Consider the following 26,176-nt stretch of genomic DNA (forward strand, 5'->3'; position numbering starts at 1 on the left):
GGTTAAGTGTATAAAATTATAAATTTAGCAGAACAGGCCTCCTTTAGATTTGGTATTTTTCCCGAATCGCTTTTATTTCTTCCTCGAGTTTCCGTATCAGTGCAAAAGCTTCCTGAGGAAGTTCTTTCACCTCAGGGTTAAGCTTATCGCGAAGGCCTTTCATTTCCCTACCGATCGTCTGCTCGGTCGTAATAGCATATGATTCGGTCTGACGGATGGATGTATGCCCGAGCATTTCCTTCACAACGTGTATTGGCACGTCATTGTTCAAAGTCACTGTACTTCCAAAAGTGCGTCTGGCCTTGTGGGTATTGAGCTCGCATTCCAGACCGCAGATTGCGGCTACTTCTTTAAGATAGGCATTCATTTTTTGGTTGGAAGAGACAGGCAACACCGAATTCCTGGAAAGGCATAGTGGATGTGCTTTATACTTTTCTATAATTTTGAGCGCTTTAGGCAAAAGCGGAATGTTCGTGCTATTACCGGTCTTTTGCCTTTTTGATATTATCCATTGCTCACCGTCGATTCCGATAGCGATGTCTGTTTTCTTCAGTTGATAGGCATCTATGTAAGCGAGGCCGGTGTAGCATTGGAAAATGAATATGTCACGAATCACCTCAAGCCTCGCTGTTGAGAAAACGGTATTTTCGATAATTGAGAGTTCCCTTGCTGTCAAAGGCTTTTTATTGGTCTTGGTTACCCTTTTTTTAAAAGCCCTGAATGGGTCCTGTGCTATGATATTTTTGTCCATGGCTCTGTAGATGACCTTTTTCAGACAGGTAATATACTTCAATGCCGAATTGTTGACGCAATTACGTACAGTCTTCAGGTAAAGGTCGTAACTGCTGATGAAATCAAAATCCAGATCCCTCATTTCGATGTCCTCAGTACGGTACTTGTAGAGGATAAAATCCTTAATATGGGATTTGGCAATCTCATACCTTTTATAGGTAGCAAGGGCATAGTCAATCCCTATAAGTGCCTTTACCTCTTCATTATGCTTTGCAAACTCATCCAGTAGGGTTGCTTTGGATGTCATCCTTCCCAATACAAAATCCATAATCCGCTCTGCTGAAATACTCTTTTCGGTGTACATGAGATCGGTTTTGAACTTATTGATCTTCATTTCCATTGTATCAAGGAAGTGATTCAGGGTTTTTGCATCCTCCTTAGTCCCAACAGCCCTTTCACGCTTTGCATCCCAACGCTGGAGGTCCCAGGTCCTTTTGGTTGACGTTTCCTTTCGGATGCCATCAACGGTTATCCTAAGGTAGATGTACCTAAGGCTTGTTTCTTTTTTTTGGGGTTTCATAAAGAAACTCAACCCAAAGCTGCTTTCTAACATAATCCAATGTTTAAGTTAATAAATTTACGACTATGCCACTCTAAAGTCAAGATGTATATCTTTTGAACACCTTGATTATCAATGATTTGATAAGTATTTTGATGCTATTTCGGTGCACTTTTTTATCCAAGGTAGGATTGCACCAGAATTGCACCCTGGATATTATGCACTTTTGAAAAATTTGTTGATACAGGCAGAAATAAAAAAACCTGCAAATCGTAAAATTTGCAGGTTTTAAAGGCTTTTCAGAAGATTTTGGCTGGTTTTGCAAACTTTGAAAAGTTTGTTTCCAACCGTCTCTGTGGAATCGCCGGGAATCGAACCCGGGTCCAAACAGGGAAGCAAAGAGCTTTCTACACGTTTAGTTTTCGCTTGGATTTTCGATAGTGTGCAAGACCGAAAACTGCCACACACTACCTAGCTTCTAAAGTCTCGAGGCTTCTGCGAAGCAAAAAAACCTCCAGGTCTATTTTTTCGGTTCTCCTATACGAAACGCCATAAACCAGAGCTTTTCAGGAGAATCCCGCCTTCCTACCTAGTAGGAACGAGGCTTAAAATCTTACTATAATTCAGATTAAGCAGCAAGAGCGTAATTATTTTCGCCGTTTAAAAGTGTTGAGACTTGTATTAACGAGAATCGTCCCCTTCTCGACGTGCTTACTGTTCAATTCGGCCTGCTGTCAAAACCAGTCGACCCCATAGTAAGTTTCTTAATAAGGTATATCTAATAAAGATACCAAATAAGACAGCAAATTTAAGCATTTTTATTTTTATTTTTTAATTGCTGAGGCATTCAAATTTTGTTATATTTGAGCACTGTTTTCAATCTAAAGTTATATTATTTTATAAAAAACGTTTTCGAAGACGGTATGATAACATTATTTTATCTTTAAAAAAGTTGCAATGAAAATCGGAATCATTAAAGAAAGAAAGTCTCCGCCAGACAGAAGGGTAGTGTTCTCACCACAAAAACTGGCCGAGCTGCAGAAGCAGTTTCCGCATGCAGAAATTAAGGTAGAACCTTCGGATATAAGGGTTTTTAAAGATGAAGAATATAAAGCACTGGGTTTTGAATTGAGTAATGACCTGAGTGACTGTGATATTTTATTAGGAGTAAAAGAGGTACCTGTAGAAGCTCTTATTCCCGGTAAAAAATATTTTTTCTTTTCGCATACCATTAAAAAGCAGGCTCATAACCGCAAACTACTTCAGGCTATTATCAATAAACATATAGACCTATATGACCATGAAACTATAGTAGATGCTAATAACAAGCGTTTAATTGGGTTTGGTCAGTATGCCGGTAATGTAGGAGCATATAATTGTTTTAGGGCATTTGGTTTAAAATTTGATCTTTTTAATTTACCTAAAGCAGAAACCTTGCCTGATAAGCAGATGCTTATTTCAAAATTAAAAAAACAGTTCCTGCCACCTGTAAAAATTGTTTTAACAGGAAAAGGAAAAGTAGGGATGGGTGCTAAAGAAATTTTAGATGCCATTAAAGTAAAAGAGGTGAGCGTAGAAAACTTCCTTACTAAAACTTATACAGAACCTGTTTATGTACAGCTTGATGTTACAGATTATAACAGGCGTAAAGACGGTAAAGAAGCTACTAAAGAGGATTTTTATATAAATCCGGATAAATATGAGTCAGATTTCGAAAGGTTTTCTACTGTTGCAGATATTTTTATAGCCGGTCATTTTTATGCAAATGGCTCTCCTGCTATAGTAACCCGTGATATGCTGGCTTCAAAAAACAATAAGATTAAGGTAATTGCTGATATTTCCTGTGATGTTGCCGGACCTATAGCAAGTACGCTAAGAGCCTCTACTATTGCAGAACCTTTTTACGGTTACCACCCGGGGCAAAATACGGAGATAGATATGTATCATCCTTCAGCTATTGTAGTGATGGCTGTAGATAATTTACCTTGTGAATTGCCTAAGGATGCCAGTGAAGGTTTTGGTGATATGTTCCTTAAACATGTTATCCCTGCATTTTTTAATGATGATGCCGATGGTATACTTAAAAGGGCATTAATAACCCATAACGGAAATCTTACTGAAAGGTTTAAATACCTTGAAGACTACATAAGTGAAAACAATGAAGTGCCCCATAATTAAGGGGCATTTTTTTTATAATGATATTAGTTTACTAAATTTGGTATGTTAAACTACCCTCATAATGAAAGTAAGATTTTTGCTTACCCTTTTTTTAATAACCACTTTTAAACTTACCGCTCAGGATTTACTTCCCTTTGTAGAGAACTTTACAAAGGCAGACTATAATGGAGATAATCAGGTTTGGAGTGTAAATCAGGGTGATGATAATGCGCTTTACTTTGCTAACACACATTATTTTTTACGTTATAACGGAGTAAAATGGGAAAAATATTCGTTACCTAATAAAACCATTATTCGTTCTATTTATCCAGATGGGGATAAAGTTTATTGCGGCTCTTATCGTGAGTTTGGTTACTGGAAAAGGGTCAATGGACTAATGGAATACTTTTCATTATCAAAAGACAAGAATGTTTTTACCGGAAGTTCTGACAATGAGGAAATTTGGAAAATATTTAAGCATAATAGTAAATTCTATTTTCAGTCTTTTAATGCCTTATATGTAGAAAATAATGGTCAAATAGAGAAATTAAGATTCCCTTCGCTTGTTTCTTACTGTTATGTGGTAGATGATAAAATATATGCTGCCTCAGTTCAGCATGGTATATATGTCTTAAATAATAAGATTTGGGAAAAGATTACTGCATGGACACAGTTGGAAAATAATGTTATTCACGGTATGGAAATGAATAACGGTCGCTTTTTTATATTCACAAAAAACAATGGAGTTTTTGTGGGTGATGAAAAAGGTATAACCGCATGGGATTCTCCTGTAAATAATCTGCTTAAAAAAAATATTACTCTTTGCGCCAAATTTATTGATACTAACAGGTTGGCTATTGGGAGTGCTTTAAGAGGTATTTATATAATGGATATAAGTACCGGTTCATATTATAATATAAACAGGCAAAATGCTTTAAATAATAATGCCGTACTCTCTATTACTCTCGATAAGGAAAAAGACCTTTGGTTAGGGCTCGACAATGGTATAGCACATGTGGAGGTTAATTCTCCTGTGTCAGTATTTTTTGATAATTCGGGTATTTTAGGATCTGTTTACTCACTTTCAGTTACTAATGATGAATATCTGTTTGCGACTAATCACGGACTCTTTAAATATAGTGATAAGTCACTAAAAACGGTTGAAGGTTCACAAGGGCAGGTTTGGGATATTTATAAGCATGGTTCTGAGTATATAATAGGTCATAACGACGGTACTTTTAAGTATGATGGTAAATCATTTGTTAAAAAAGGGGCTATAAATGGTGGTTGGCGCTTTATTAAAAGCGATTATGATCAGGCCTATTTTCAGGCTAATTATGCTGGTATAGCTGTATATAAAGATATTAATGATCTAAGCAATTATAAAAAGATAGACAGTCTTAGTAAGCCTCTTAAAAACCTGGCGCAAAACAAACCTGGTGAAATTTGGGCAGCCGATAATTACCGTGGTTTATACAGGATAACCTATGATGCTGGTTTTAATACAATCCGTTTTACAGATGTGTCTAAGCAAAATGGTATAGATAACGATTATGCCGTTAAGATTTTCAGGTATAGGGATGAAATATTGTTTTATATAAATAATACCTGGTATACCTATAATAGTATTACCTCTAAGCTGGAAGAAAATGAAATCTTTAATGATTCTTTTAGAAATATAACTGATGTTTCGCCTATTGATGATAATCGTTTTCTAGTTATTAAAAATAGTTTACTTTATTTAATAACCAGAGATGCCGAAGGTTTTGTATGGCATATGTTACCTGAGAAATACTATCAGGGTAAACTCATAATGGAAGATACACGTGTATTTAAAGGTGGAGATAATCTTTTAGTTAATCTTGATGACGGATTTTTAAGTTTTGATGATTCCAATACTGTAAAAATGAAGTCAGATATTATTATTGAGGCTTTTTATAAAGACATACTAATAGACCAGGATATCAGGATAAAATACAATCAGCCGGTTGAAATGAATATTGTTACCGATTATTACGGATATAACAAGCCAGATTTGTTTTACAGGCTTAATGATGATGGAAATTATATACCGGTTAAAAATGGCAATGTAAATCTAAATAACCTTAGTAGCGGACAGCAGGAATTTTCGGTATACTATAATAACGGTAAAGAGTATGTTGAAGTTGCCAACTATAAATTTCAGGTAGCATTGCCGTGGTATTTTTCTGTGTGGATGATACTTGTATATGTATTGGTCATTTCTTCGGTATTCTTTGTATACTATCGTTGGAATAAAGTTAGGTATATACAAAAGATAAGGTTAAATGATGAAGAGCTTAAGCACAGAAAAGAAATACTTGAGCTTGAAATGGAGGCTGAGAATAAACTAAGACAACAGCAACATGAAAAGCACATGCTTGAAATGGAAGTGCAAAATAAAGCTTCGGAGGTTGCAGGTAAGTCATTATCTATCGCCAAGCATAGCGAAATGATAGAAAGTATTCAGGAAGCATTAGAAAGTAAAGCCGAAGGTGATGAGCTTAAAGGAAAAATAAAGAAAATTATTAAAACCAGTTCACTTAGTAAAAATGAATGGCAAAGTTTTGAGAAAAACCTTATAAAAAGCCACGAGGAATTTGTAGACAGACTTACACAAAAATATCCTGCCCTTACTTCAAAAGATATTAAACTGAGTATCTACTTAAAGATGAATTTATCCTCTAAAGAAATAGCTCCTTTAATGAATATTTCTTACCGCGGAGTAGAATTACATCGATACAGGTTGAGAAAAAAACTAGACATAAATCAGGAAGACAGTCTATATAGCTTTATGATTAATGTATAATTAAGATTGTTTTTTTGTCTAAAAACTATTTTTCAACTATAATATTTAGCATATTTCAACACATCAATACTACATCATTTGCTATTATAATGATGTACATGCTTCTTTTTTAATTTATTGAATATCAATTTATTGCGTGGTTTTATTGTATGTATGATGTGTTTAAGATATGTTTGAAAAAGGTATACTACAACGTTATAGTCACTAATTTAGTCTGCAACTAACTTTAACATAATCGATTTATGAAAAACTTTATTCTTGGAGTATTTCTTATGCTTGGTGGTTATATAACCTATGCACAGGAAATAACAGGAAAGGTAGTGGATGAAAGCGGCCTGCCTATTCCTGATGTTTATATTGTGGCTACACAATCTAACACAAGTACAGTTGCCGATTTAGATGGTAATTTTATTATCACGGCAAAAGAAGGGGAGCCCCTTACGTTTTCAATGCTTGGATTTGATACTATGACAGTAAATGCTTCAACCGGCATGTCTGTTACTATGAAACCAAGTGCCGACTCTACACTTGAAGAGGTAGTAGTTGTAGGTTACGGTACAACAAAAAGATCTGATTTAACAGGTGCTGTGGGTACAGTTAAGGCAGAACAGTTTGCAAAACAGCCTCAGTACAATGCAATGGGGTCTATTCAGGGTAAAATTGCGGGTGTTAACATTATTAATAACGATGCCCCCGGTGCTACTCCAACTGTACGAGTTAGAGGTTTGGGTACGGCTGTAGGTGGAAGTAGCCCTCTATATGTTGTTGATGGTATTGTCGTGGGTAGTATTGATAATATCAACCCTGGCGATATTCTTACCATGGATGTACTTAAAGATGCTTCATCTGCTGCAATCTACGGTTCTAATGCTGCAAACGGTGTAATCCTTATTACTACTAAAAAAGGAAAATCCGGAACAATGAAAATTTCTGCAAGTTCATCATATGCAGTAAAATCATTGCTTAACAAAGTTGAAATGGCTAATGCAGGTCAGTATGTAACCTATTTTAACGAAAATCTTACTTTCCAAGGAAGAACCTCAGGGTTCTTACAGGAAAATCAGCCGTATGATACTGATTGGTTAGATGAAACTACTGATTTAGGCAAAACTACAATCAATAGCATTGCTATTTCAGGAGGTAGTGACAATGCGGATTATTATGTAAGTTATAACAACTATTCTGAAGACGGTATCCTTGAGAATCAAAAGATAGCAAGAAATACTTTACGTTCTAATACTTCATTTAAGGTATTAGATAACAGGCTTAAACTAAGCCAAAATGTTACTTATGCTCATACAAGAATAAACCCTAAACCTTTTGGTGCGTTTAATGACGCTTACAGACAGGCTCCTATAGTACCTACGCATTATGATAATGGTGCTTTTGGTCAGTCTTTCTATAACACTACAACAGGTATGGTTGGTTATGTTGCCGGAGACGGTGAAAGCATTGGTAGACTAAACTCTATAGGTAACCCTCTTGCTAATGTTTACTACCAAAACGAAGAAACTAATGTAGATTATCTTCAGGGTATGTTTGATGCAGAGTTAAAAGTGACAAGTTGGTTAAAAGTTAACTCAAGGCTGGGGCTTACAAAGAGTTTTGCTAAAACAAGAACTTTTAGTGATATTAAAGGAATTTGGTTAACAAATGACCCAACAAGAACAGAGCAGCAGTTTATTGATAATCAAATAGCAAACCCCGAATCTGTAACGTGGGCAAACAACTCATTAGAATATAAAAATGTAGAGAGTTTCCGTTACAACTGGGATACCTTCTTTACAATTAACAAGTCTTTTGAAAACCATAACTTTACCGTTATAGGAGGTATTACTAAAGATAAGAGAAATGATGTTTATACTGCAAGGTTAAAAGACTGGAATGTACCTTATGAGGAGCAGTACTGGAATATAGACCAATCTCAGGGGTATACAGCTGAAGCATCACAATTTTACAGTACGCCGATTCATTTGCTTTCTTATTTTGGCCGTATTGAGTATAATTATAATGAAAAGTATTTAGTTACTGCTAATATAAGAAGAGACGGTAACAGTAATTTTAAAGAAAATGCTGAATATTGGGGTACATTCCCTTCTTTCTCTGCGGGATGGGTACTTTCCAAAGAAGACTTCTTAAGCAGTGTAAGTTTTATTAATTTCCTTAAAGTAAGAGGTGGATATGGTGAAATTGGTAATGCAAGTGTTCCTTTCAATTTAACAACTTTAAGATCAGGAAACAATAGTGGTTCATATAATTATGTATTAGGACCAAACCAGGATATGGTATTTGGTAGTTATTATTCTTCTCCGGCTCTGCCTATATCATGGGAAACCACAAAAGAGTGGAATGCCGGTCTTGATTTTGAATTGCTTAACAGAAGGCTGACAGGTAGTCTTGATTATTACCACAGACTTACAGATGGCGCAAACTTATTAATTAATCCTGTACTTAATTCTGCTGCTAGTACTGCTTTTTATGATGAAGCATGTGATATCCTTAACGAAGGTTTTGAAGTAGGCCTTAATTGGAGAGATACTCTTGGAGACGATTTTAACTATTTTATAGGAGGTACATTTGCTAACAACAAAAATACAGTTCAAAATGTTAAGCCCGCTTATGATGGTTATACTGGAGGTAGTTTAGCTAACGGTCAGATAACTAAGAGGCTTACAGAAGGTCAGCCTATTTATTCATGGTGGATGTATGAGGCAGATGGTGTTTGGCAAACTCAGGAAGAGATTAATGCTAACCCGCATATTGCAGGAGCACAACCGGGTCATTTGAAATATAAAGACCAAAATGGTGACGGAAGGATTGATGATGCCGATAAAAAGACATTTGGTTCTTATATCCCTACCTTTACTTATGGTATTAACATCGGATTCAATTACAAAAACATAGATTTTTCTGTTGATGGTTATGGTGTAGGAGGTAATAAAGTGTATAACGGACTTAAAGGTACACGTATAGACGGAGGTGAAAACTTCCCTGTCGATATGTTCGATGGTCGTTGGACTGGTCCAGGTACTTCAAACTCTACACCGGGTGCGAACAGAGATTCAAGAGCTTCAAGCTACTATCTTGAAGATGGTGATTATTTCAGAATTAACAACATTACTCTGGGTTATACATTTAGAGAACTGTTTAAAGGTATAGAATCAGTAAGAGTATATGGTACAGCGCAAAATCCATTCCTGTTTACTAAATATTCAGGATTTACACCGGAGATTAACAGTAATGGTTTACCGGGTGAAACTACAGGTATAGAGCTTTCTGCTTATCCTAACACTAAGAGTTTCATTTTTGGTGTATCACTAACATTATAAAATTGGCATTATGAAAAATCAATATAGAAAAATAGTTTGTATGTTTTTTGCAGCCGCATTTTTAGCAGGCTGTAGTGAAGATTATCTGGATGTACCGTCAAGAGAAAATCTGGAAACAGATCAGGCAACTCCCGATGCTCTTGTTATAGGTATATATGGGCAGCTTACAGAGTGGGATTACGCATTCTCTTATCTTGGAATCACTGAAATCTTATCCGACAATGCAGATAAAGGTAGTTCACCTTCAGATACAGGAGGAGATAAGCAGGAACTGGATCAGTTATTGTTTACAAGTAGTTCAGGTTCTTTTGGTGCTATGTGGTCTAACTGGTATAAATCTATCGGTCGTGCTACGGCAGCTATTGAGTTAACAGAGAATTATGAAGGGATAAGTGATGCACATAGAAGCCGCTTAATAGGTGAGGCAGAGTTTCTTAGAGCTTACAACTATTTCTTTCTGGTAAGAGGTTGGGGCGATGTGCCGTTACAACATGTAAACCTTGTAGAAAGAGTTCCTAAAGAAGAGGTATATGCTTATATAGAACAGGATCTTTTAGATGCTATAAACAGACTACCACAAAAAAGTGAATACGCTTCTGAAGATTTAGGACGTGCTACTAAAGGTGCTGCACAGGCATTACTTTCAAAAGTATACCTGTATCAGGAAAAATGGCAGGAAGCTTATGATATGGCTCAAACTGTAATTACTTCAGGTGAATATGGTCTTGAAACAGATTATGCTGTGCTTTGGAGAGCTAGCAGCGAAAATGGTACAGAGTCTATATTTGAAGTACAGGCAAGAGGAGAATCTGTAGCTCACGGTGTACAACAATATTCGCAAACACAAGGTGCCCGTGGTACCAGTGGTTGGGGTTGGGGCTTTAATACACCATCACAAAACCTTCTTGATGCATTTAATGCAGAAGGTGATGTTATACGTAGAGATGCTACAATCATTTTTGCAGGTGAAACACTATTTGACGGACGTGAGGTAAGTGCATCGGTTGAAAACCCTATGTACAATGAAAAAGCTTACTCCAGTGCAAATGCAGGAGATGGTGACGGAGATAAAAACATCCGTGTATTAAGACTTGGTGAAATATACCTTATTGCAGCCGAGGCAGCAAACGAACTTGGTAATACTGGAGCGGCTCTAACTAACCTGAACATTGTAAGAGACAGGGTAGATCTTGATCCTGTAACAGGAATATCAGGAGATGCTCTTAGACAGGCAATTTGGAAAGAAAGAAGGCTTGAGCTTGCTTTTGAGCACGACAGATGGTTTGACCTGATTAGAACAGGACAGGCAGCAGCAGCTATGCAGGCAAACGGTAAAACGTTTATTGTAGGTACACACGAATTATTCCCGGTACCTTACAATCAGTTGATCCAAACTCCTGAAATGTCTCAAAACCCTGGTTATTAATAAAAAATAAATACATCTTCCTCTCACTATTACTTTGAGAGGAAGATATCTTAGTATGAAAGTTAAAATTACAAGTCTTAAAAGTTTAGTATTAGCCATTCCGGCTTTATTGTTTGTAGCCTGTGGTTCGGGAAGTTCTAAATCTGAAGAAGATAAAAAAGAAACCACCGAAAAGAAGCTTACAGATGAGCAGTTAGTTGATGTGGTACAAAAGGAAACCTTTAAATATTTTTGGGATTATGCCGAACCAAATTCGGGATTAGCCCGTGAACGTTTCCATCCTGATGGTAACTACCCGCAAAACGATGCACATGTTGTTACAACAGGGGGTTCAGGTTTCGGACTTATGGCTATACTGGCAGGTATAAACCAGGATTACATTACCCGCGAACAGGGGGTAGAAAGGCTTACCCGTATTGCAAACTTTCTTGAGAATGCCGATCGTTTTCATGGTGCATGGCCACACTGGATGAACGGTAATACAGGAAAAGTACAGCCTTTTGGAAAAAAAGACAATGGTGGTGACCTTGTGGAAACCGCTTTTTTATGTGAAGGTATCATTTGTGTAAGGGAGTTCTTTAAGGATGGTAGCGAAGAGGAAAAAGCGCTTTCTCAAAAATTTGATGCTCTTTGGAAAGGTGTGGAGTGGAACTGGTATACAAACAATCAGAATAAACTGTTTTGGCACTGGTCTCCGGAATATAACTGGGAAATGAATTTTGCCCTTGAAGGTTATAATGAATGTCTTATTACTTATGTACTAGGTGCTTCTTCACCGGATCATTCTATTAAACCTGAAGTTTACCATGAGTGTTGGGCAAGAAACGGAGGCGGAATCAAATCAGATAATGTTAAATACAACCTTCCTTTACTTGTAAAGCACAATGGTGCCGAAGAGTATGGCGGGCCACTGTTTTGGGCACATTATTCTTATGTAGGGCTAGATCCTAATCAGTTGGCAGATAAGTATGCTAATTACTGGGATGTAAACTACAACCAAACTAAAATTGACTATTTGTACTGTGTGGAAAATCCTAAGCAGTATAAAGGTTATGGTGAAAACTACTGGGGCCTTACTGCTTCTTATACGCGTAGTGAAGACGGTAGCGTAGGTTACACGGCACACATGCCAAGTAACGATAGGGGAGTTATTTCTCCTACGGCGGCTGTGAGTTCTATTGTATATATGCCTACAGAATCTATCGCAGCAATGCGTAATTTTTATGAAAACTATAAATCTACTATTTGGGGTCCGGCTGGTTTTTATGATGCACACAGTGCAGAGTATGACAACTGGGCAGCAAAAAGATATCTGGCAATAGACCAGGGGCCTATGGTAGTTATGATTGAAAACTACCGTTCAGGATTACTTTGGGAATTGTTTATGAATGCTCCTGAAGTTCAGCAGGGTTTAACAAAACTTGGATTCCATTCAGGTAAATACGGATTTTAATGAAGAGCTTACTTAAAACAGCTGTTGCCGCATTATTATTTAGCGTTCCTTCTTTTGCTCAGGCGGTAAAAGAAGGTTCGTTTAATGTTAAGATTCAGCATGAAAAACAGTTGGATTATTTATTATACGAACCGGAAGATACTAAAGAGGAGAAACCGCTTATAATATTCCTTCACGGTTCGGGAGAAAGAGGTAATGACCTCGAAAAAGTAAAGGTTCACGGACCTTTAAAATACTTGAAAGACCATAAGCTGGATGCTTATGTGTTAGCACCACAGTGCCCAAGTGACCAGTATTGGGACTCAGAAGTACTGTATAAACTGATTCAAAAGGTTCAAAAGATAAACAATATAGACAGCAGCCGAATTTATCTTACCGGACTTAGCATGGGGGGCTGGGGAGCATGGAACCTGGCTTTTTCACATCCTGATATGTTTGCGGCACTTGTACCTATAGCCGGATTTGTAGACAGGGTACCTATGATAGAAAACTGTAAGATAAAAGATATACCAACACGCATTTTTCATGGTTTGCTGGATGATGTGGTAGATGTAAGTTATTCAATGGATATTTATAAAAAGCTTAAAACCTGCAGTAAGGATATAGAGCTTACCATTTTTGACGATGCTAACCACGATAGCTGGACAAGGGTATATGATAACCCTGAAATTTATGAATGGATGTTAAAGCAGCAAAAGCAATAGCAGCTGATTAATGTTGAAAGGATTCAATTTACATTACAATAAAATGAAATACACTAAAACCGCACTATTTTTATTAGCTTTCTCGCTAAGTGTACACGCACAAAAAGGGAAAAACGACAAAAAAATTAAACCCCGTGAAGAGTTTGTAACAGAACTTATGGGGAAAATGACCATTGACGAAAAAATAGGTCAGTTGGTTCAGTTTACTGCCGATGGTACCATTACTGGTCCTAAAAGCGGTAACAACTTTATAGATGAAATTAAAAAAGGTAATGTAGGTTCTATACTTAATGCCACAGGTGTTGAGTACACAAGAAAACTACAAAAACTTAATATGGATAACTCAAGGCTTAAAATTCCTTTGCTTTTTGGTTATGATGTTATCCACGGATACAGAACAATATTCCCTATTACATTAGGGGAGGCTGCCAGCTGGGATTTAAAAGCGGCAGAGCTTTCTGCAAGAATTGCTGCAGAGGAAGCAGCAGCATCCGGTGTGCACTGGACATTTGCACCAATGGTAGATATTTCACGTGATCCAAGATGGGGCCGTGTGTCTGAAGGATCGGGTGAGGATACTTACCTGGGGTCTAAACTGGCTTTTGCAAGAGTAAGAGGTTTTCAGGGTAACGACCTAATGTCTCTGGGTACTATACTTGCATGTACTAAGCACTTTGCTGCTTATGGTGCTGCCGAAGCAGGCCGTGATTATAATACTGTAGATATGAGTGAAAGGGTGCTTAGGGAAACTTATTTGCCACCATTTAAAGCTACGGTTGATGCAGGTGTAAGAACTTTTATGACATCGTTTAATGAAATATCAGGAGTTCCTTCTACAGGTAGTAAGTTCCTTGTAAACGGTGTTCTTAAAACCGAATGGAGCTTTGATGGTTTTGTAGTAACCGATTATACAGGTATCAACGAAATGGTACCTCACGGATATGCTAAAGACAACCAGCATGCCGGCGAGCTTGCCCTTACAGCAGGTGTTGATATGGATATGGTAGGCGGAGTTTACCTAAAAAACCTTAAAAAATCGCTTGACGAAGGTAAAGTTACTATCGCGCAAATTGATGATGCCTGTCGTAGAATACTGGAAGCAAAATATGATTTAGGTCTTTTTCACGATCCTTACCGTTATAACGATGAGAAAAGGGAAAAAGCAACCATAACTAAAAAAGAATACCTTGATGCAGCACTAGATATTGCAAACAAATCAATGGTGTTACTTAAAAATGACAGCAATGTACTTCCGCTTAAAAAAGACCAAAAAGTAGCTTTCGTTGGTCCCCTAATAAGCGATGAGTGGAATATTATAGGTTCATGGGCTGCAACAGGAGACCGTTACGGTTTTGCAGTAAGCCTTCAGGAAGGTGTAAACAACCTGATCCAAGATAAAAGTAAAGTAAGCTTTGAAAAAGGTGTTGAAATTCTTAAGGATGACAGAAGCATGATGGCTAAGGCTATTGAAAGCGCCCGTAATGCCGATGTTATTGTGGCTGTAATGGGTGAATTTGAAAATATGACTGGTGAGGCCGCATCCCGTACCAACATCGATTTACCGGGTATACAGAAGGAGTTTCTTGCTGAACTGAAAAAACTAAACAAACCAATTGTACTTGTATTATTAAACGGAAGGCCGTTAACCCTTACTTGGGAGAATGATAATATGGATGCCATTCTTGAAGCTTGGTGGCCGGGTACTATGGGTGGAGATGCTATTGCACAAACACTTTATGGTGTGAGCAACCCTAGTGGTAAACTACCTATGACGTTCCCTCGTAATGTAGGTCAGGTGCCTCTTTACTACAATCATAAAAATACTGGAAGGCCATACCTTGGTAAAACCGATCCTGAGCAGAAATACAAATCAAGATATATTGACGTAGACAACAGCCCGTTATATCCGTTTGGTTACGGTTTAAGTTATACTACTTTCAGTTATTCTAATTTAAAACTGTCTTCAGATAGAATCAACTTTACCGATAAGCTGAAAATCAGCGTTGAAGTTGCCAATACAGGTAACTACGATGGGGAAGAGGTTGTACAACTTTATATTCAGGATAAGGTAGGTACGGTAACACGTCCGGTAAGGGAACTGAAAGGCTTTGAGAAGATAGCTCTTAAAAAAGGCGAAAAGAAAACTGTAGAGTTTGAAATCTCGGCAGAAGACCTTCGTTTTTACAATATAGATATGGACTTTGTTGCAGAACCGGGCGATTTTGAAGTATTCGTTGGCGGAAGCTCTGCAACTGAAATGAATAATAAATTTGTGTTAGTTAGGTAATTTGGAAATTGTTTTTTGCTTAACAAAAAGGCTGCCCTAAGTGGCAGCCTTTTAATTGTATTATAGTTACGTTCTTTAAAAAAAATTTCTGTTATCGCCTATCAGGTTAAGGTTACTAAACTTACCCCTGTCAAAATCTATCCTGCTGGCTTTAACCGCTATCGGGAAATGCATGTTTGCCGAAGAGGTCATTTTAAGCACATTCTGTCCCATTTTAGAGAAGTCCAGATTGCCCTGCCCCGCGTTATTAAGCTTAATTAGCAATTCGCTGTCAAGCGTAAAATCGGTTTCAATCTCTACAATAAGGTTTTTAGCAAAAATTGCTCCCGTAATTAAAAGGATGTTATTGCGGTTGGCATTTTTTAAAAGGATAGGGTTAGGATGAACAAAATCGGCTGAAGACAGGTAATTGATAATGTTACCTATGGCATACTCTTTTGTGATGGAGTTATCATAACTGATAGTTACCTTATAGCCTGACTGTATTTTAGCAGACACATTAAAAGCGCCAAGGCCTAATGATTTTAAAATATCTTCCAGCAATGTGATTCCTATATTAAAGCTATAGTCATTTTTTGTGCTGGAGTTTACCGTAAGTGCATCGGTAGTTATTTCATTCAGCTCAACATCGCTTTTAAAAGCGTGGTCAATCGATTCATAATACAGTTCAGCTTCATCAAAGCTTCGTTTAAGCCAAAGCTGTAAAGGTTTATGGTTTCTAACAGGGCCTTCAATTAAATCGTAGCCCAAATCGCGTAATGTTTTGGTAAGATTCATAGTTGTTTGGTTTTTATGCTTACTGTATGATGATATACAGCAGGGTTGGATGCATTTGTAAAATTACATATTGCTTTTAAAAAGCCTTAATGAAAAGTATTTTTTTTAAATAACGCCTCAAAACTGAATAAGGTATTTATAGCATCACATTTTTGACGCCTGCTTTTATCGTGTTAACGAAAACCTTTGAATTTATCAATTCTGCATTTTATGTAGTATTATGCGGTATAATTTTAAGGGACTGGTCAAAAATTAATACAATTTTTAGCAGATTCATTTAGTATGGTACAACCTCTTATATGTATATTTATGAAATTTTTAACTGACGAAAATTTACGCTGTTCCTTACAGTTTAATAAGAACAGTTTTAACCGGCTTCCGGCATATCCTTTATCCATAGAAGAGTTTACCGCTTAGTTTTAAGTATCACGGTTGTTCTTCGGCACCGGGAAAGGAGCAGCCGTTAATTTAATTCCGGTTAATTAGTAAACATGAAGAAATTAGTAGCATTAGTTAGTACATTATTACTCACAATAGCTGGTTACAGCCAGCAAACTACTTACTGTAATCCTGTAAATGTAGATTACGGATATTGCCCTATTCCTAATTTTGTGCAGCAGGGTAAGCACCGTGCTACTGCCGATCCCGTTATTACATACTTTAAAGGCGAATATTATCTTTTTTCTACAAACCAATGGGGGTACTGGCACAGTAAAGACATGGTTGACTGGAAATTTATATCACGTAAATTTTTAAGGCCTGAGCATAAGGTGTATGATGAGCTTTGTGCACCATCGGTGTCTTTTGTTAACGATACCATGCTGGTAGTAGGTTCTACACACGGAAAAGAATTTCCTATATGGATGAGTACAAAACCTGCTGTGGACGACTGGAAAGAACTGGTATATAAGTTTGAAGCCGGTGCTTGGGATCCGCAGATATTTTGGGATAAGGATACTGATGAGGTATACCTTTATTATGGTTCCAGTAACCTGTACCCGATATATGGTGTAAAGCTTAATAGAAAAACGTTCCAGCCAGAAGGTAACGTTATACCGCTTATAGCCCTTAATGACGACGAACACGGATGGGAGCGTTTTGGCGAATACAATGACAATACTTTTATGCAACCGTTTATGGAAGGTGCTTTTATGACCAAACATAACGGTAAATACTATTTGCAGTATGGTGCTTCTGGTACTGAGTTTAGCGGATATGCCGACGGTGTATTTGTAAGCGACAAACCACTTGGTCCATTTGAATACCAGTCGTTCAATCCGTTTTCATACAAACCGGGAGGTTTTGCAAGGGGAGCAGGGCATGGAGGTACATATCAGGATGTTAATAACGATTACTGGCATGTTTCTACTATAGTAATTTCTACAAAAAACAATTTTGAAAGACGTATAGGTATATGGCCGGCAGGGTTTGATAAGGATGGTGTAATGTACTCTAATACTGCCTATGGCGATTATCCTACCTATTTACCGGCTCAGCATAAAGGCCATACAGGCCTTAATTCGTTTACAGGATGGATGCTGCTTAACTACAACAAGCCTGTACAGGTATCTTCTACCTTTGGAGGTTTTCAGCCTAATTATGCCGTTAATGAGGATATTAAAACATACTGGAGTGCAAAAACAGCAGACAAAGGCGAGTATATCATTACCGATTTAGGAGAGAAAAGCACAATAAATGCAATTCAGATAAATTATGCCGATCAGGATGTGGATATAATGGGTAAACCGGAAACCACTACAGGGCATAAATATATTATATATGCTTCAAACGATGGTAAAAAATGGAGTATACTTGCAGATAAAAGCAAAAATACCAAAGATGTACCTCACGATTACATTCAGCTTGAAAAGCCTGCTACGGCAAGATATATTAAGCTGGAGAACATACAAATGCCAACAGGTAAATTTGCCATTAGCGGTTTAAGGGTTTTTGGTAAAGGTAACGGTGAAAAACCGGGTGCTGTACAAAACTTTGCCCCCCTTAGGTCTGCACCAAGAAAAAAAGGGGAGAGGAGAAACGTATGGTTCAAATGGCAGCAGGAACCTAATGCCGATGGTTATGTTATATACTTTGGCAAATCGCCTGATAAAATGTATGGTTCAATTATGGTTTATGGTAAAAATGAGTTTTACTTTGCAGGCCTGGATAAAACAGACGCATATTATTTTCAGATAGAAGCATTCAATAACAACGGAATTGGTCCACGTACCGAGATCAAAAAATCCGAATAACAACTATTAATAATAAGTAAATTTATGAGTTCAGAACAACAAACAAAAACCAATAATCCAGCGCTGTATACGTTAATTACAGTTTTCTTTTTCTGGGGTTTTATTGGTGCATCAAACGGGGTTTTTATTCCCTTTTGTAAAGCAAAATTTGGTTTAGACCAATTTCAAAGTCAATTAATTGATTTTGCTTTTTATGGAGCATATTATATTGGCGCTATTTTATTATTTGTTTTTAGTACGCTGGTTAAACGAGACATACTTAACAGTTGGGGCTTTAAAAAAGGTATTATCAACGGGTTAATAGTTAGTGCTGTAGGTGCCGTAGCTATGATATTCTCAGTTCAATCGGGAAATTATTTACTAATACTTGGTGCTTTGTTTATTGTTGCGCTTGGTTTTTCCCTTCAGCAAACTTCAGCTCAACCTTTTGCAGCCTCTTTAGGAGAGCCTCATACCGCATCAAACAGGCTTAATCTTGCAGGAGGTATAAATTCCCTGGGTACTACTATCGGTCCTATTGTAGTTTCAATAGCTTTATTTGGAGTTGCAGCAGGGGTTAATATAGAAGAGTTTGCACAGCGTCCTGAATCACTAGATAAAATGGAAGTACTTTACATGTTTGTAGGCGCTTTGTTTGTTATTGCCGCAGCATTGTTCTATTTCTCGAAAAAGCTTCCTTCGGGTAAGCTTGATGATACATTTGAACCTGCTAAAAAAGCAATGAATACGCTTTTAGGGATAACATTGCTACTTATAGCCATTTTTGGATACATCTTTTCAAGATATGAGGATCCTGAGTTTGTAACCCGTTTTGTTGAGAACAGGGAGCAGGACTTCTTAGGCTTAGGGTTAACTGTTGCTACTTTACTGATAGTAGTTTTAGGTCTTTTATTTGCTAATACTGCAGCAAGAAAAAAACCGGAAGGTTGGGGAGCTATGAGATATCCGCAGTTAGTTTTGGGTATGTTGGCAATCTTTACCTATGTAGGTGTAGAGGTAACTATACAAAGTAACCTTGGAGAACTTTTAGGTGAGCCTGCATTTGGTTCGTTAACAGGTTCTGCAATCGCTCCTTTTATATCAATGTATTGGGGAAGTTTAATGATAGGACGCTGGGCCGGAGCTATCTCAGTATTTAATCCGTCAAATAAAATGAGAAAAATACTTCTTATCGTAGTACCTTACCTTGCTTACGGTGTAGTATTAGTCGCAAATGCTATTTCAGGCCAGGATATCACTCCGCTATATGCATATGCTGCTATTATCCTTATACAGATAGGAGGATTCTTTATGGGCCAGGATCGTCCGGCAAGGACACTTATGATTTTTGGTTTCCTTGGTATGGCTGCAATGGTTATAGGTTTACTTACAGAAGGTAATACTGCAATTTATGCCTTTATGAGTGGTGGTTTATTCTGTAGTATTATGTGGCCTTCAATATTTGCTTTAGCAATTGCAGGTATAGGTAAATATACTTCACAAGGTTCAGCTTTCCTTGTTATGATGATTTTAGGAGGTGGTATTATCCCTCCGCTGCAAGGTAAAATTGCTGATATTATAGGTATTCATAATTCGTATTTTATTCCTGTACTTTGTTTTGCTTATCTTGCCTTTTACGGGTTTAAAGTAATGCAGATATTAAAAGATCAGGGTATAGCTCATGAGGTTGAATTGGGAGATGCCCACTAAAATATAAAACGCATTCTTATTTAAGCCCTGCCGTATGGCAGGGCTTTTTTTTTCATATGATGTTGACTATCTTTGGTCAACTAAAAAATATACTTTATGAAAAGAATCCTGATTATTGCAATACTTGCTGTTGCTGTAAATGTAGTAGCCTGTAATGATAAAAAAACAGATGGTGCATCAAATGATGCAACTGATGTAACCGAAGTTGACAATACTACGGTTGTAACACCGGAGCCTTCAGCAAATGCCGAGACCAAAAGTGTTACCGTAAAAGGTATTGTTATAAAGGTTGAGCATGGTAAGGACGGGTACACGGCTAAAATTAAAGACGGGGACGGACAGTATTATTTTGTTACTGTTAGCAGGGCTAATCTTACCGAACCAAGTAATTACAGAGAGGTAAATGTTAATGATGAGATTACTGCAAGCGGTGAGCAATGGGAAATGAACGGAGAGGTTCATATCAAAGCAATCAGCGTAATCATATAAGTAAAAAGCCCCACTTTAAGCGGGGCTTTTTTAATTAGGCATTTGCCGTTTGTGCAGTGCTGTTGTTCCAGTCTATTTTTCGGGAGAAATACATAATTGCCCCCAGTATCAGGAATAAACCAATGCTGCCCACAAGCAATGCATAATCTTCAAGCTGTATTATTACATAGATAAAGGAGTAAAGTGCGCTGAGTGAAATGGCGATAAACAGCGGAAACTTTGCATTTTTAAGTATGGATAGAGAATACAGCCCAATCATTACCACTACAGCTACAGCAGCTATTACATACCCTAACATAAAACTGCTGTGCTCTGTAATGGAAATAAGTAAGGTGTAGAACATAATAAGGGCAAGCCCTATCATGCCGTATTGAAAAATATGGATGCTTACTTTGCTTATTGTTTGGATAAGGAAGAAAACCAGGAATGTCAAGCCTATAACCAGGAAGCCATACTTGGCAGCCCTTTCCGATTGCTGGTATTCATCTACAGGAATAATAAAACCTGTTTCAAATGTATAATCGCTAAGATTAGGTAGTGTACCAAAATACTGCTGTGTAAAAGGCCTGTTTAGGTAAGAAATACTCCAGTGAGCAGGAAAGCTTTGGCCTTCCACAGTACCGGTTTTAGGTAAAAAGTTTCCTTTAAAGCTTGGCGAATGCCAGTTAGAATTCATTGTGGCTTCAGTTTGTTTACCAATAGGTACTATACTTATGTTTTCACTACCATGATATTCAATATCAAAGTTGAAAACAGTTTTTTCATCCTTAAATAATTCCCTTATATCCATTGGAGAAGTTTCAAGATCAGAAGTATTAGAGGCTGTACTTAATTGTGCAGTTGGTTCAAACGTAAGTGTTTTATCACCCACTTTTATATGCACACCACCCTGAATGCCTTTTATATTAGTAGTTCTTATCAATATTGTTGCCTGATCCCAGTTTATGTTTTGGGCATCAATTTTCTTAGAACTAAAATCAGGCAGGCTGTAGTTCCCTTTAAAGTTTAACTTAGATGTATATACTACAGATTTATATATACTTCTCTTTTTGCTATCAGAATCTACATCTACATCTATATTACTTTTCAACTCATCAGGAAAGAAATAAGCATATTCCGTATAAGGAGTGCGTTCATAAGTCACCTGTTTGGTCTTTTCGTTTTCTACCCTTGTTTCATCATAAATTGTGTAAGGAACTTTAAGTATAGGGCCGTAAAACGATACGCTGCCACCCCATTTCTGATTAATTTCTTCTACTACTTCTTTCTGTCTTTGTGAGCGTTCAAAAATGAGGCTTTTTACAAATTGTAACGGGATAAGTAATATAAGCGTAAGCAATCCTACCATTATTATTTTTGCCGTGTTAGACTGAAAAAAGCCCTGAGGTTTTTGGGTATTTTCTGTTGTGTTTAGATTTTGTTCCATCATTATTTTATTTAGGGTTAATTGATTATTATATAGATTAGTATAGCCGTTGGTACATTAAAAAACAGTAGTAGGCTTTTATATATCAGTTCCGTTCGGTTTTCCTTGTAATAGCATATATACTGCAGGTTATTTACAAACATTATAAAATTGAATATTGCAGCAGAGGCCATATAAATAAAGAGAACTATTAATACCAAAAAGTACCCGGCTAAGAGTGATATGCCCAAGGCTATCAAACCGCTTATAAATGTTATCAGATATACTTTTTTGGTAAGCCTGATAAGATTTTGCGATACTTCATATGTGTAGTATTCCTTTTCCATGTTATAATCCGAATATGAAGAACATGTAAATAATTGCTATAGGTATATTGATTAATATCCACGCTGTTCGCATAAGTATTTCCTTTTGATGCTTTCGATAAATAAAGGAGACTACTATTAAAGCTAATAAGAACAGCAGGTTTACAACAATTGCCAGTAAGACGTAATAGAAACCAATAATTATTATAGATAAGGAGGTACTATCAACAAAATGCAAACAAAGGAATACTGTACCTATTGTAAATGAAATTGTTGTGAGTACTATTGGTATATGTAGAATTTTATTAAGCCGTTTATATTCTATTGCCAGAAGGTTTTGCATAATCTTATAGTTTTATAGGGAGGGTTGATGAAAAGTAAATGATGTATATAATAGCCGGAGGTATATTGGCTACAGTGAGTATATACCGCCAAAGGCTTGTCGTTGGCCTGTAAAAGGACGAGAATATTAAAAGGAATAATACTGCCAGCAAATTAAGTATGGCAACCCCTGAAATGAATCCACAATAGTATTGATTACTAAAACTAACTTTATCGATTTGAAGTGAATAAAATAACAGGGGAGTGCCAATGCTTAAAGCTGTGGTAAGGACAGCTACCGGCAGTATTAAAATTATTATGGCTTTAATGGGTGGTTTGGTCATGATTACTGTATTAAAAAGGCATCTTTTATTTTGTTAACCGGGAGATGAAGCATTTTAAAGCAGTCCAGGTCATAAAAGCGAAATGCTCTTTTGCCGTCTTTGTATCTTTTATAGAAATACTGTATATAATGAGGGTACAATAGTGTGCCTGTTACTATACTGAAAACAGTTTGCGGGCTTTTGTCTCCGTTGCCAAACAGATAGCAGTACATGGCAACTTCTTCGGTATTGCTAACCTCTTTTGTAATAAGCAGTCGATAGATATCTTCCTTTTCCGGGATTGGGTCCTGCTCATAACTGTTGTTGAATAAAAATTTACCTAACTGGTTTCCTAATGTGCCCTGAGGATAGGTGATAAGGTCTTCTAAAGTCAGGTTTGATTTTGGCCTTTCAAAATGTCTTATTAATGTTGTTACGAGTATCATAGCTTTTGTTTTTACTTTGAATTTCAAAGTGTATTGATAAATTTTTTTAGTCTTCAAGATCAGGGTGCATAATAAAAGCCAGGAACATAAATATCCCGAAACCAAGTGTCATTCCCCATGATGTTTTACAGTCAGGGTAGGTGGTAAGGCTTTGAAAGACCGATACTAAAATTTGAAAAGGCCTGTGCAGTACATCCCAACTGTTGTAGCGTAAAAACCGACCCAGATAAATACCAATTCCGGTAAGGAAACTTATTACCAACATCGCTACCCAAACAGCAAAGTAATTGAGCCTGACAGCCAGCATATAGAACATATGTTTCATCGATTTGATGCCGAATAATAATCCGCTTAATGAAAAGCTTATCAGTAACAGCACATCAAACCAAACCGGTACAGTGCTTTCCCTTTTTAAGTGAATAAAATCGGTAATGATGTAAGGCGCATTAGGCAGGAACATGAGCCAGGCAAAAAAGAGCGGCCAGAAATACAGCTTTTTTTCTATAAGGTGAGGCCTGTCTATCATGTGTCCTGTTAATGCTAATGGTATGTAGGCTAAAAAAATGTTCCAGACCAAAAAGAAATAGAATGCCGAATGTGTTATAACCAGTCTGGTTAAAAGGAGGCATACGGCAAAACATCCCATGGCTATTAATATACCATTGTGTCTAAACTGTTCGTTGATTGCTGTTTTTACTATTTTCATATTTATTATTTTAAAGTACTTTGAAATTCAAAGTTTAAGTGTAAAAAAATTTTGTTAGCCTTTTTGTATCAGTTTTTCAAGAGCATCAATATGATCTTTAAAGGCTTTTCGACCTTCTTTAGTAGCAATATAACGTGTATTTGGTTTTTTGCCAATAAACTGTTTTTCTATGGTAATATATTTTTCCCCTTCAAGGGCTTTGGCATGGCTGGCCAGGTTACCATCGGTAACACCTAACAGTTCTTTAAGCGTATTAAAATCGGCATACTCGTTCACCATAAGTATCGACATGATGCCGAGACGTATCCTGTGGTCAAAAGCCTTATTTATATGTTGTAAAATATTCTTCAATCTTATTGTTTTCGGTCATACTTAAAGTGCATGAACGTGCCGTAAATTATATGACATACCCCAAAACCTAATGCCCAAAACTCGAGTCCGTATCCCATATATGCAGTAGAGAAGAGTCCGATAACTACTATAATCATACCAAGATAGCGTACATCTCTTACTGTATATTTACTTGCATTGATAAGGCTAAGTCCGTAAAAAATAAGCATTACGGGGGCTATAATTCCATAGTATCCGTTTTTTAACAAAAGTAATCCAAATATGCCTCCCGTGCATAGGGGGATAAGGAAATTTAGCAAAAGCCTTTTAGACGTTGCATTCCACATTGTCTCGCCATCTTTCCTTGTTTTTTTATAGGTAAGGATAATTGCTGTAGTAACCGATAACACAAGAACAGCCAATGCAATAAATACTATCTGTTTAAAGGTTTTACTCTCTAATGTATAATGCTCTTCTGCTATACAATGTACAGCATAAGCTCCTGCCAGTGCATAAACACCTGCTAATATTCCCGAAAGTCCGCTTAATGACAGGAACTGTGAAGATCTGTTCATCATCTCTTTTATGTCCTGTATATCCTTTAAGTAATTATCCATGTTAAAGTACTTTGAAAAACAAAGTAAGTTATAATTTTTTAATCCTGCAATATTTTTTTAGAAAAAATTAATAATAGGGAAAAGGTGTAAAACAAAGCGCCCTAAATGGGGCGCTTTATGTGTGTTTTTCTTTTTAGATTCTAAAGATGCCGCCTACGGCTACAATTCTTTCAAAGAAAGAGAAATGCTGTGAGGCTCTGTCTGCACCCGAATAGGTCGTACGAATATCATGCATATCTATATAACCGCTTTTAAATTCTCCCTGTATAAAGAAGTATTTAAAAAAGGTGAGGTTAATACCGGCTTTTGCAGCCACGCCATAACCTGATATATGAAAATCATCGTGCCTCTCCATACCAAGCACCTTAGCGTTTGTTTTAGGGTATAGAATACCACCGCCTAAACCTTCGGTTAAATTAACCTGAAACTTATCGGTGTTGGTTATACCTAAGTATTTGGAGATATCATCAACACGGGCAAATTCTACGTTAACGTAATTTAAACCATCAGTATGTTCAAAGGTTAAAAAATCTTCGGTAAGCGTAATAGGCACATTGTTATAAATACCATTAAAAGCAGCTCCGGGCTCACTTGGATCCATATCAACATAACCGTTAATGTTTGTTACCTGATTTTGGGTCATAACATACTTCATGTGGTCTATACCAAGTGAAATGCTGTAATGATCGCTTATAAAATAACCCATACGCAAATTGGTTTGTGGTATGGTCATTTTAGTTGGGTTTACGTAGTCTACATGCCATCCTTTAGGCTTGTCATGCGCTTCTACATCCTGTAGGGTAAAATTATACCCGGGTCCGGAAAAATTAATATCAGATTTTGAGTAGGATTCTCGGTTTCCTCCCCAAAGTACAAAAAACTTTCCTTTGTTGTGTGCTGTGTATTTTTCAGGGGCATTAGTTGTTTCCTGTGCAAAGGTGTACTGTGAAAAAACACAAAAAGATAGTACAACCAATAAAAATGGTTGTTTCACGATAAAAAATTAAATAAAAAAATGTGT

At 36.9% G+C, this 26,176-nt stretch carries 18 protein-coding genes and 1 other RNA gene; 10 read left to right on the top strand and 9 right to left on the bottom strand.

The annotated features are described in order from the left end of the window. Positions 1-43: 43 nt before the first annotated feature. Together NU09_RS04630 and ssrA are read right to left on the bottom strand one after the other, a co-directional pair. Complete coding sequence (locus NU09_RS04630; protein ID WP_129750091.1) at positions 44-1,345, bottom strand: site-specific integrase; 1,302 nt, start codon at positions 1,343-1,345, stop codon at positions 44-46. 299 nt (positions 1,346-1,644) lie between these two features. Then, positions 1,645-2,043, bottom strand: a transfer-messenger RNA (tmRNA) gene (ssrA, locus tag NU09_RS04635). 205 nt (positions 2,044-2,248) lie between these two features. On the opposite strand from ssrA, the gene NU09_RS04640 reads away from it, so the two are divergent. The 7 genes from NU09_RS04640 to bglX all read left to right on the top strand — a co-directional run bounded on the left by NU09_RS04640 (position 2,249) and on the right by bglX (position 15,474). After that, entirely contained in the window at positions 2,249-3,469 is a 1,221-nt protein-coding gene (locus NU09_RS04640) for an NAD(P)-dependent oxidoreductase (protein WP_129750092.1), read from the top strand. Positions 3,470-3,530: 61 nt separating this feature from the next. Next, positions 3,531-6,275 carry a histidine kinase gene (locus tag NU09_RS04645; RefSeq protein ID WP_129750093.1) on the top strand — a complete coding sequence of 915 codons (2,745 nt, stop codon included), beginning with the start codon at positions 3,531-3,533 and terminating at the stop codon, positions 6,273-6,275. Between the two features lie 242 nt (positions 6,276-6,517). Further along, positions 6,518-9,604, top strand: coding sequence for a SusC/RagA family TonB-linked outer membrane protein (locus NU09_RS04650; protein ID WP_129750094.1), 3,087 nt, complete (start codon positions 6,518-6,520; stop codon positions 9,602-9,604). A gap of 10 nt (positions 9,605-9,614) precedes the next feature. Further along, entirely contained in the window at positions 9,615-11,030 is a 1,416-nt protein-coding gene (locus NU09_RS04655) for a RagB/SusD family nutrient uptake outer membrane protein (RefSeq protein WP_129750095.1), read from the top strand. Positions 11,031-11,085: 55 nt separating this feature from the next. Continuing rightward, positions 11,086-12,483, top strand: coding sequence for a glucoamylase family protein (locus NU09_RS04660; protein ID WP_129750096.1), 1,398 nt, complete (start codon positions 11,086-11,088; stop codon positions 12,481-12,483). Further along, positions 12,483-13,187 (top strand): prolyl oligopeptidase family serine peptidase, encoded by a 705-nt coding sequence (locus NU09_RS04665; protein ID WP_129750097.1) that lies wholly within the window; start codon positions 12,483-12,485, stop codon positions 13,185-13,187. Before NU09_RS04660 ends, NU09_RS04665 begins: the two co-directional genes overlap by 1 nt. Positions 13,188-13,230: 43 nt before the next feature. Then, the gene (bglX, locus tag NU09_RS04670; protein ID WP_129750098.1) at positions 13,231-15,474 is read left to right on the top strand and encodes a beta-glucosidase BglX; all 2,244 of its coding nucleotides are present in this window, start codon (positions 13,231-13,233) and stop codon (positions 15,472-15,474) included. A gap of 75 nt (positions 15,475-15,549) precedes the next feature. Here the strand turns inward: bglX and NU09_RS04675 are convergent, their stop codons facing one another. Then, complete coding sequence (locus NU09_RS04675; RefSeq protein WP_129750099.1) at positions 15,550-16,251, bottom strand: hypothetical protein; 702 nt, start codon at positions 16,249-16,251, stop codon at positions 15,550-15,552. A 491-nt stretch (positions 16,252-16,742) separates the two neighbouring features. Here NU09_RS04675 and NU09_RS04680 point away from each other — a divergent pair, with 491 nt between their 5' ends. The 3 genes from NU09_RS04680 to NU09_RS04690 all read left to right on the top strand — a co-directional run bounded on the left by NU09_RS04680 (position 16,743) and on the right by NU09_RS04690 (position 20,681). Beyond that, positions 16,743-18,503: a family 43 glycosylhydrolase gene (locus NU09_RS04680; protein ID WP_129750100.1), complete on the top strand. Its 1,761-nt coding sequence runs from the start codon at positions 16,743-16,745 to the stop codon at positions 18,501-18,503. Between the two features lie 24 nt (positions 18,504-18,527). Next, on the top strand, positions 18,528-20,192 hold the full coding sequence (locus NU09_RS04685; RefSeq protein WP_129750101.1) for an MFS transporter: 1,665 nt from the start codon (positions 18,528-18,530) through the stop codon (positions 20,190-20,192). Between the two features lie 96 nt (positions 20,193-20,288). Further along, entirely contained in the window at positions 20,289-20,681 is a 393-nt protein-coding gene (locus tag NU09_RS04690) for a hypothetical protein (protein WP_129750102.1), read from the top strand. Positions 20,682-20,715: 34 nt separating this feature from the next. On the opposite strand, the gene creD is transcribed toward NU09_RS04690, so the two are convergent. From creD to NU09_RS04720, 6 genes are all read right to left on the bottom strand, one after another. Continuing rightward, positions 20,716-22,110, bottom strand: a complete 1,395-nt coding sequence (gene creD, locus NU09_RS04695) for a cell envelope integrity protein CreD (RefSeq protein ID WP_242501826.1) — start codon at positions 22,108-22,110, stop codon at positions 20,716-20,718. Positions 22,111-23,079: 969 nt separating this feature from the next. Beyond that, positions 23,080-23,502, bottom strand: a complete 423-nt coding sequence (locus tag NU09_RS04700; protein ID WP_165357664.1) for a hypothetical protein — start codon at positions 23,500-23,502, stop codon at positions 23,080-23,082. 46 nt (positions 23,503-23,548) lie between these two features. Next, entirely contained in the window at positions 23,549-24,208 is a 660-nt protein-coding gene (locus NU09_RS04705) for a DUF1361 domain-containing protein (protein ID WP_129750104.1), read from the bottom strand. A 54-nt stretch (positions 24,209-24,262) separates the two neighbouring features. Then, positions 24,263-24,559, bottom strand: a complete 297-nt coding sequence (locus tag NU09_RS04710) for a winged helix-turn-helix domain-containing protein (protein ID WP_129750105.1) — start codon at positions 24,557-24,559, stop codon at positions 24,263-24,265. 2 nt (positions 24,560-24,561) lie between these two features. After that, positions 24,562-25,155, bottom strand: coding sequence for a hypothetical protein (locus tag NU09_RS04715; protein ID WP_129750106.1), 594 nt, complete (start codon positions 25,153-25,155; stop codon positions 24,562-24,564). Positions 25,156-25,288: 133 nt separating this feature from the next. Continuing rightward, the gene (locus NU09_RS04720; RefSeq protein WP_129750107.1) at positions 25,289-26,149 is read right to left on the bottom strand and encodes a hypothetical protein; all 861 of its coding nucleotides are present in this window, start codon (positions 26,147-26,149) and stop codon (positions 25,289-25,291) included. Positions 26,150-26,176 lie beyond the last annotated feature (27 nt).

Origin of the sequence: Flavobacterium beibuense, assembly GCF_004151245.1 — a bacterium.
In the GTDB taxonomy this organism is placed as follows: Bacteria; Bacteroidota; Bacteroidia; order Flavobacteriales; family Flavobacteriaceae; genus Flavobacterium; species Flavobacterium beibuense_A.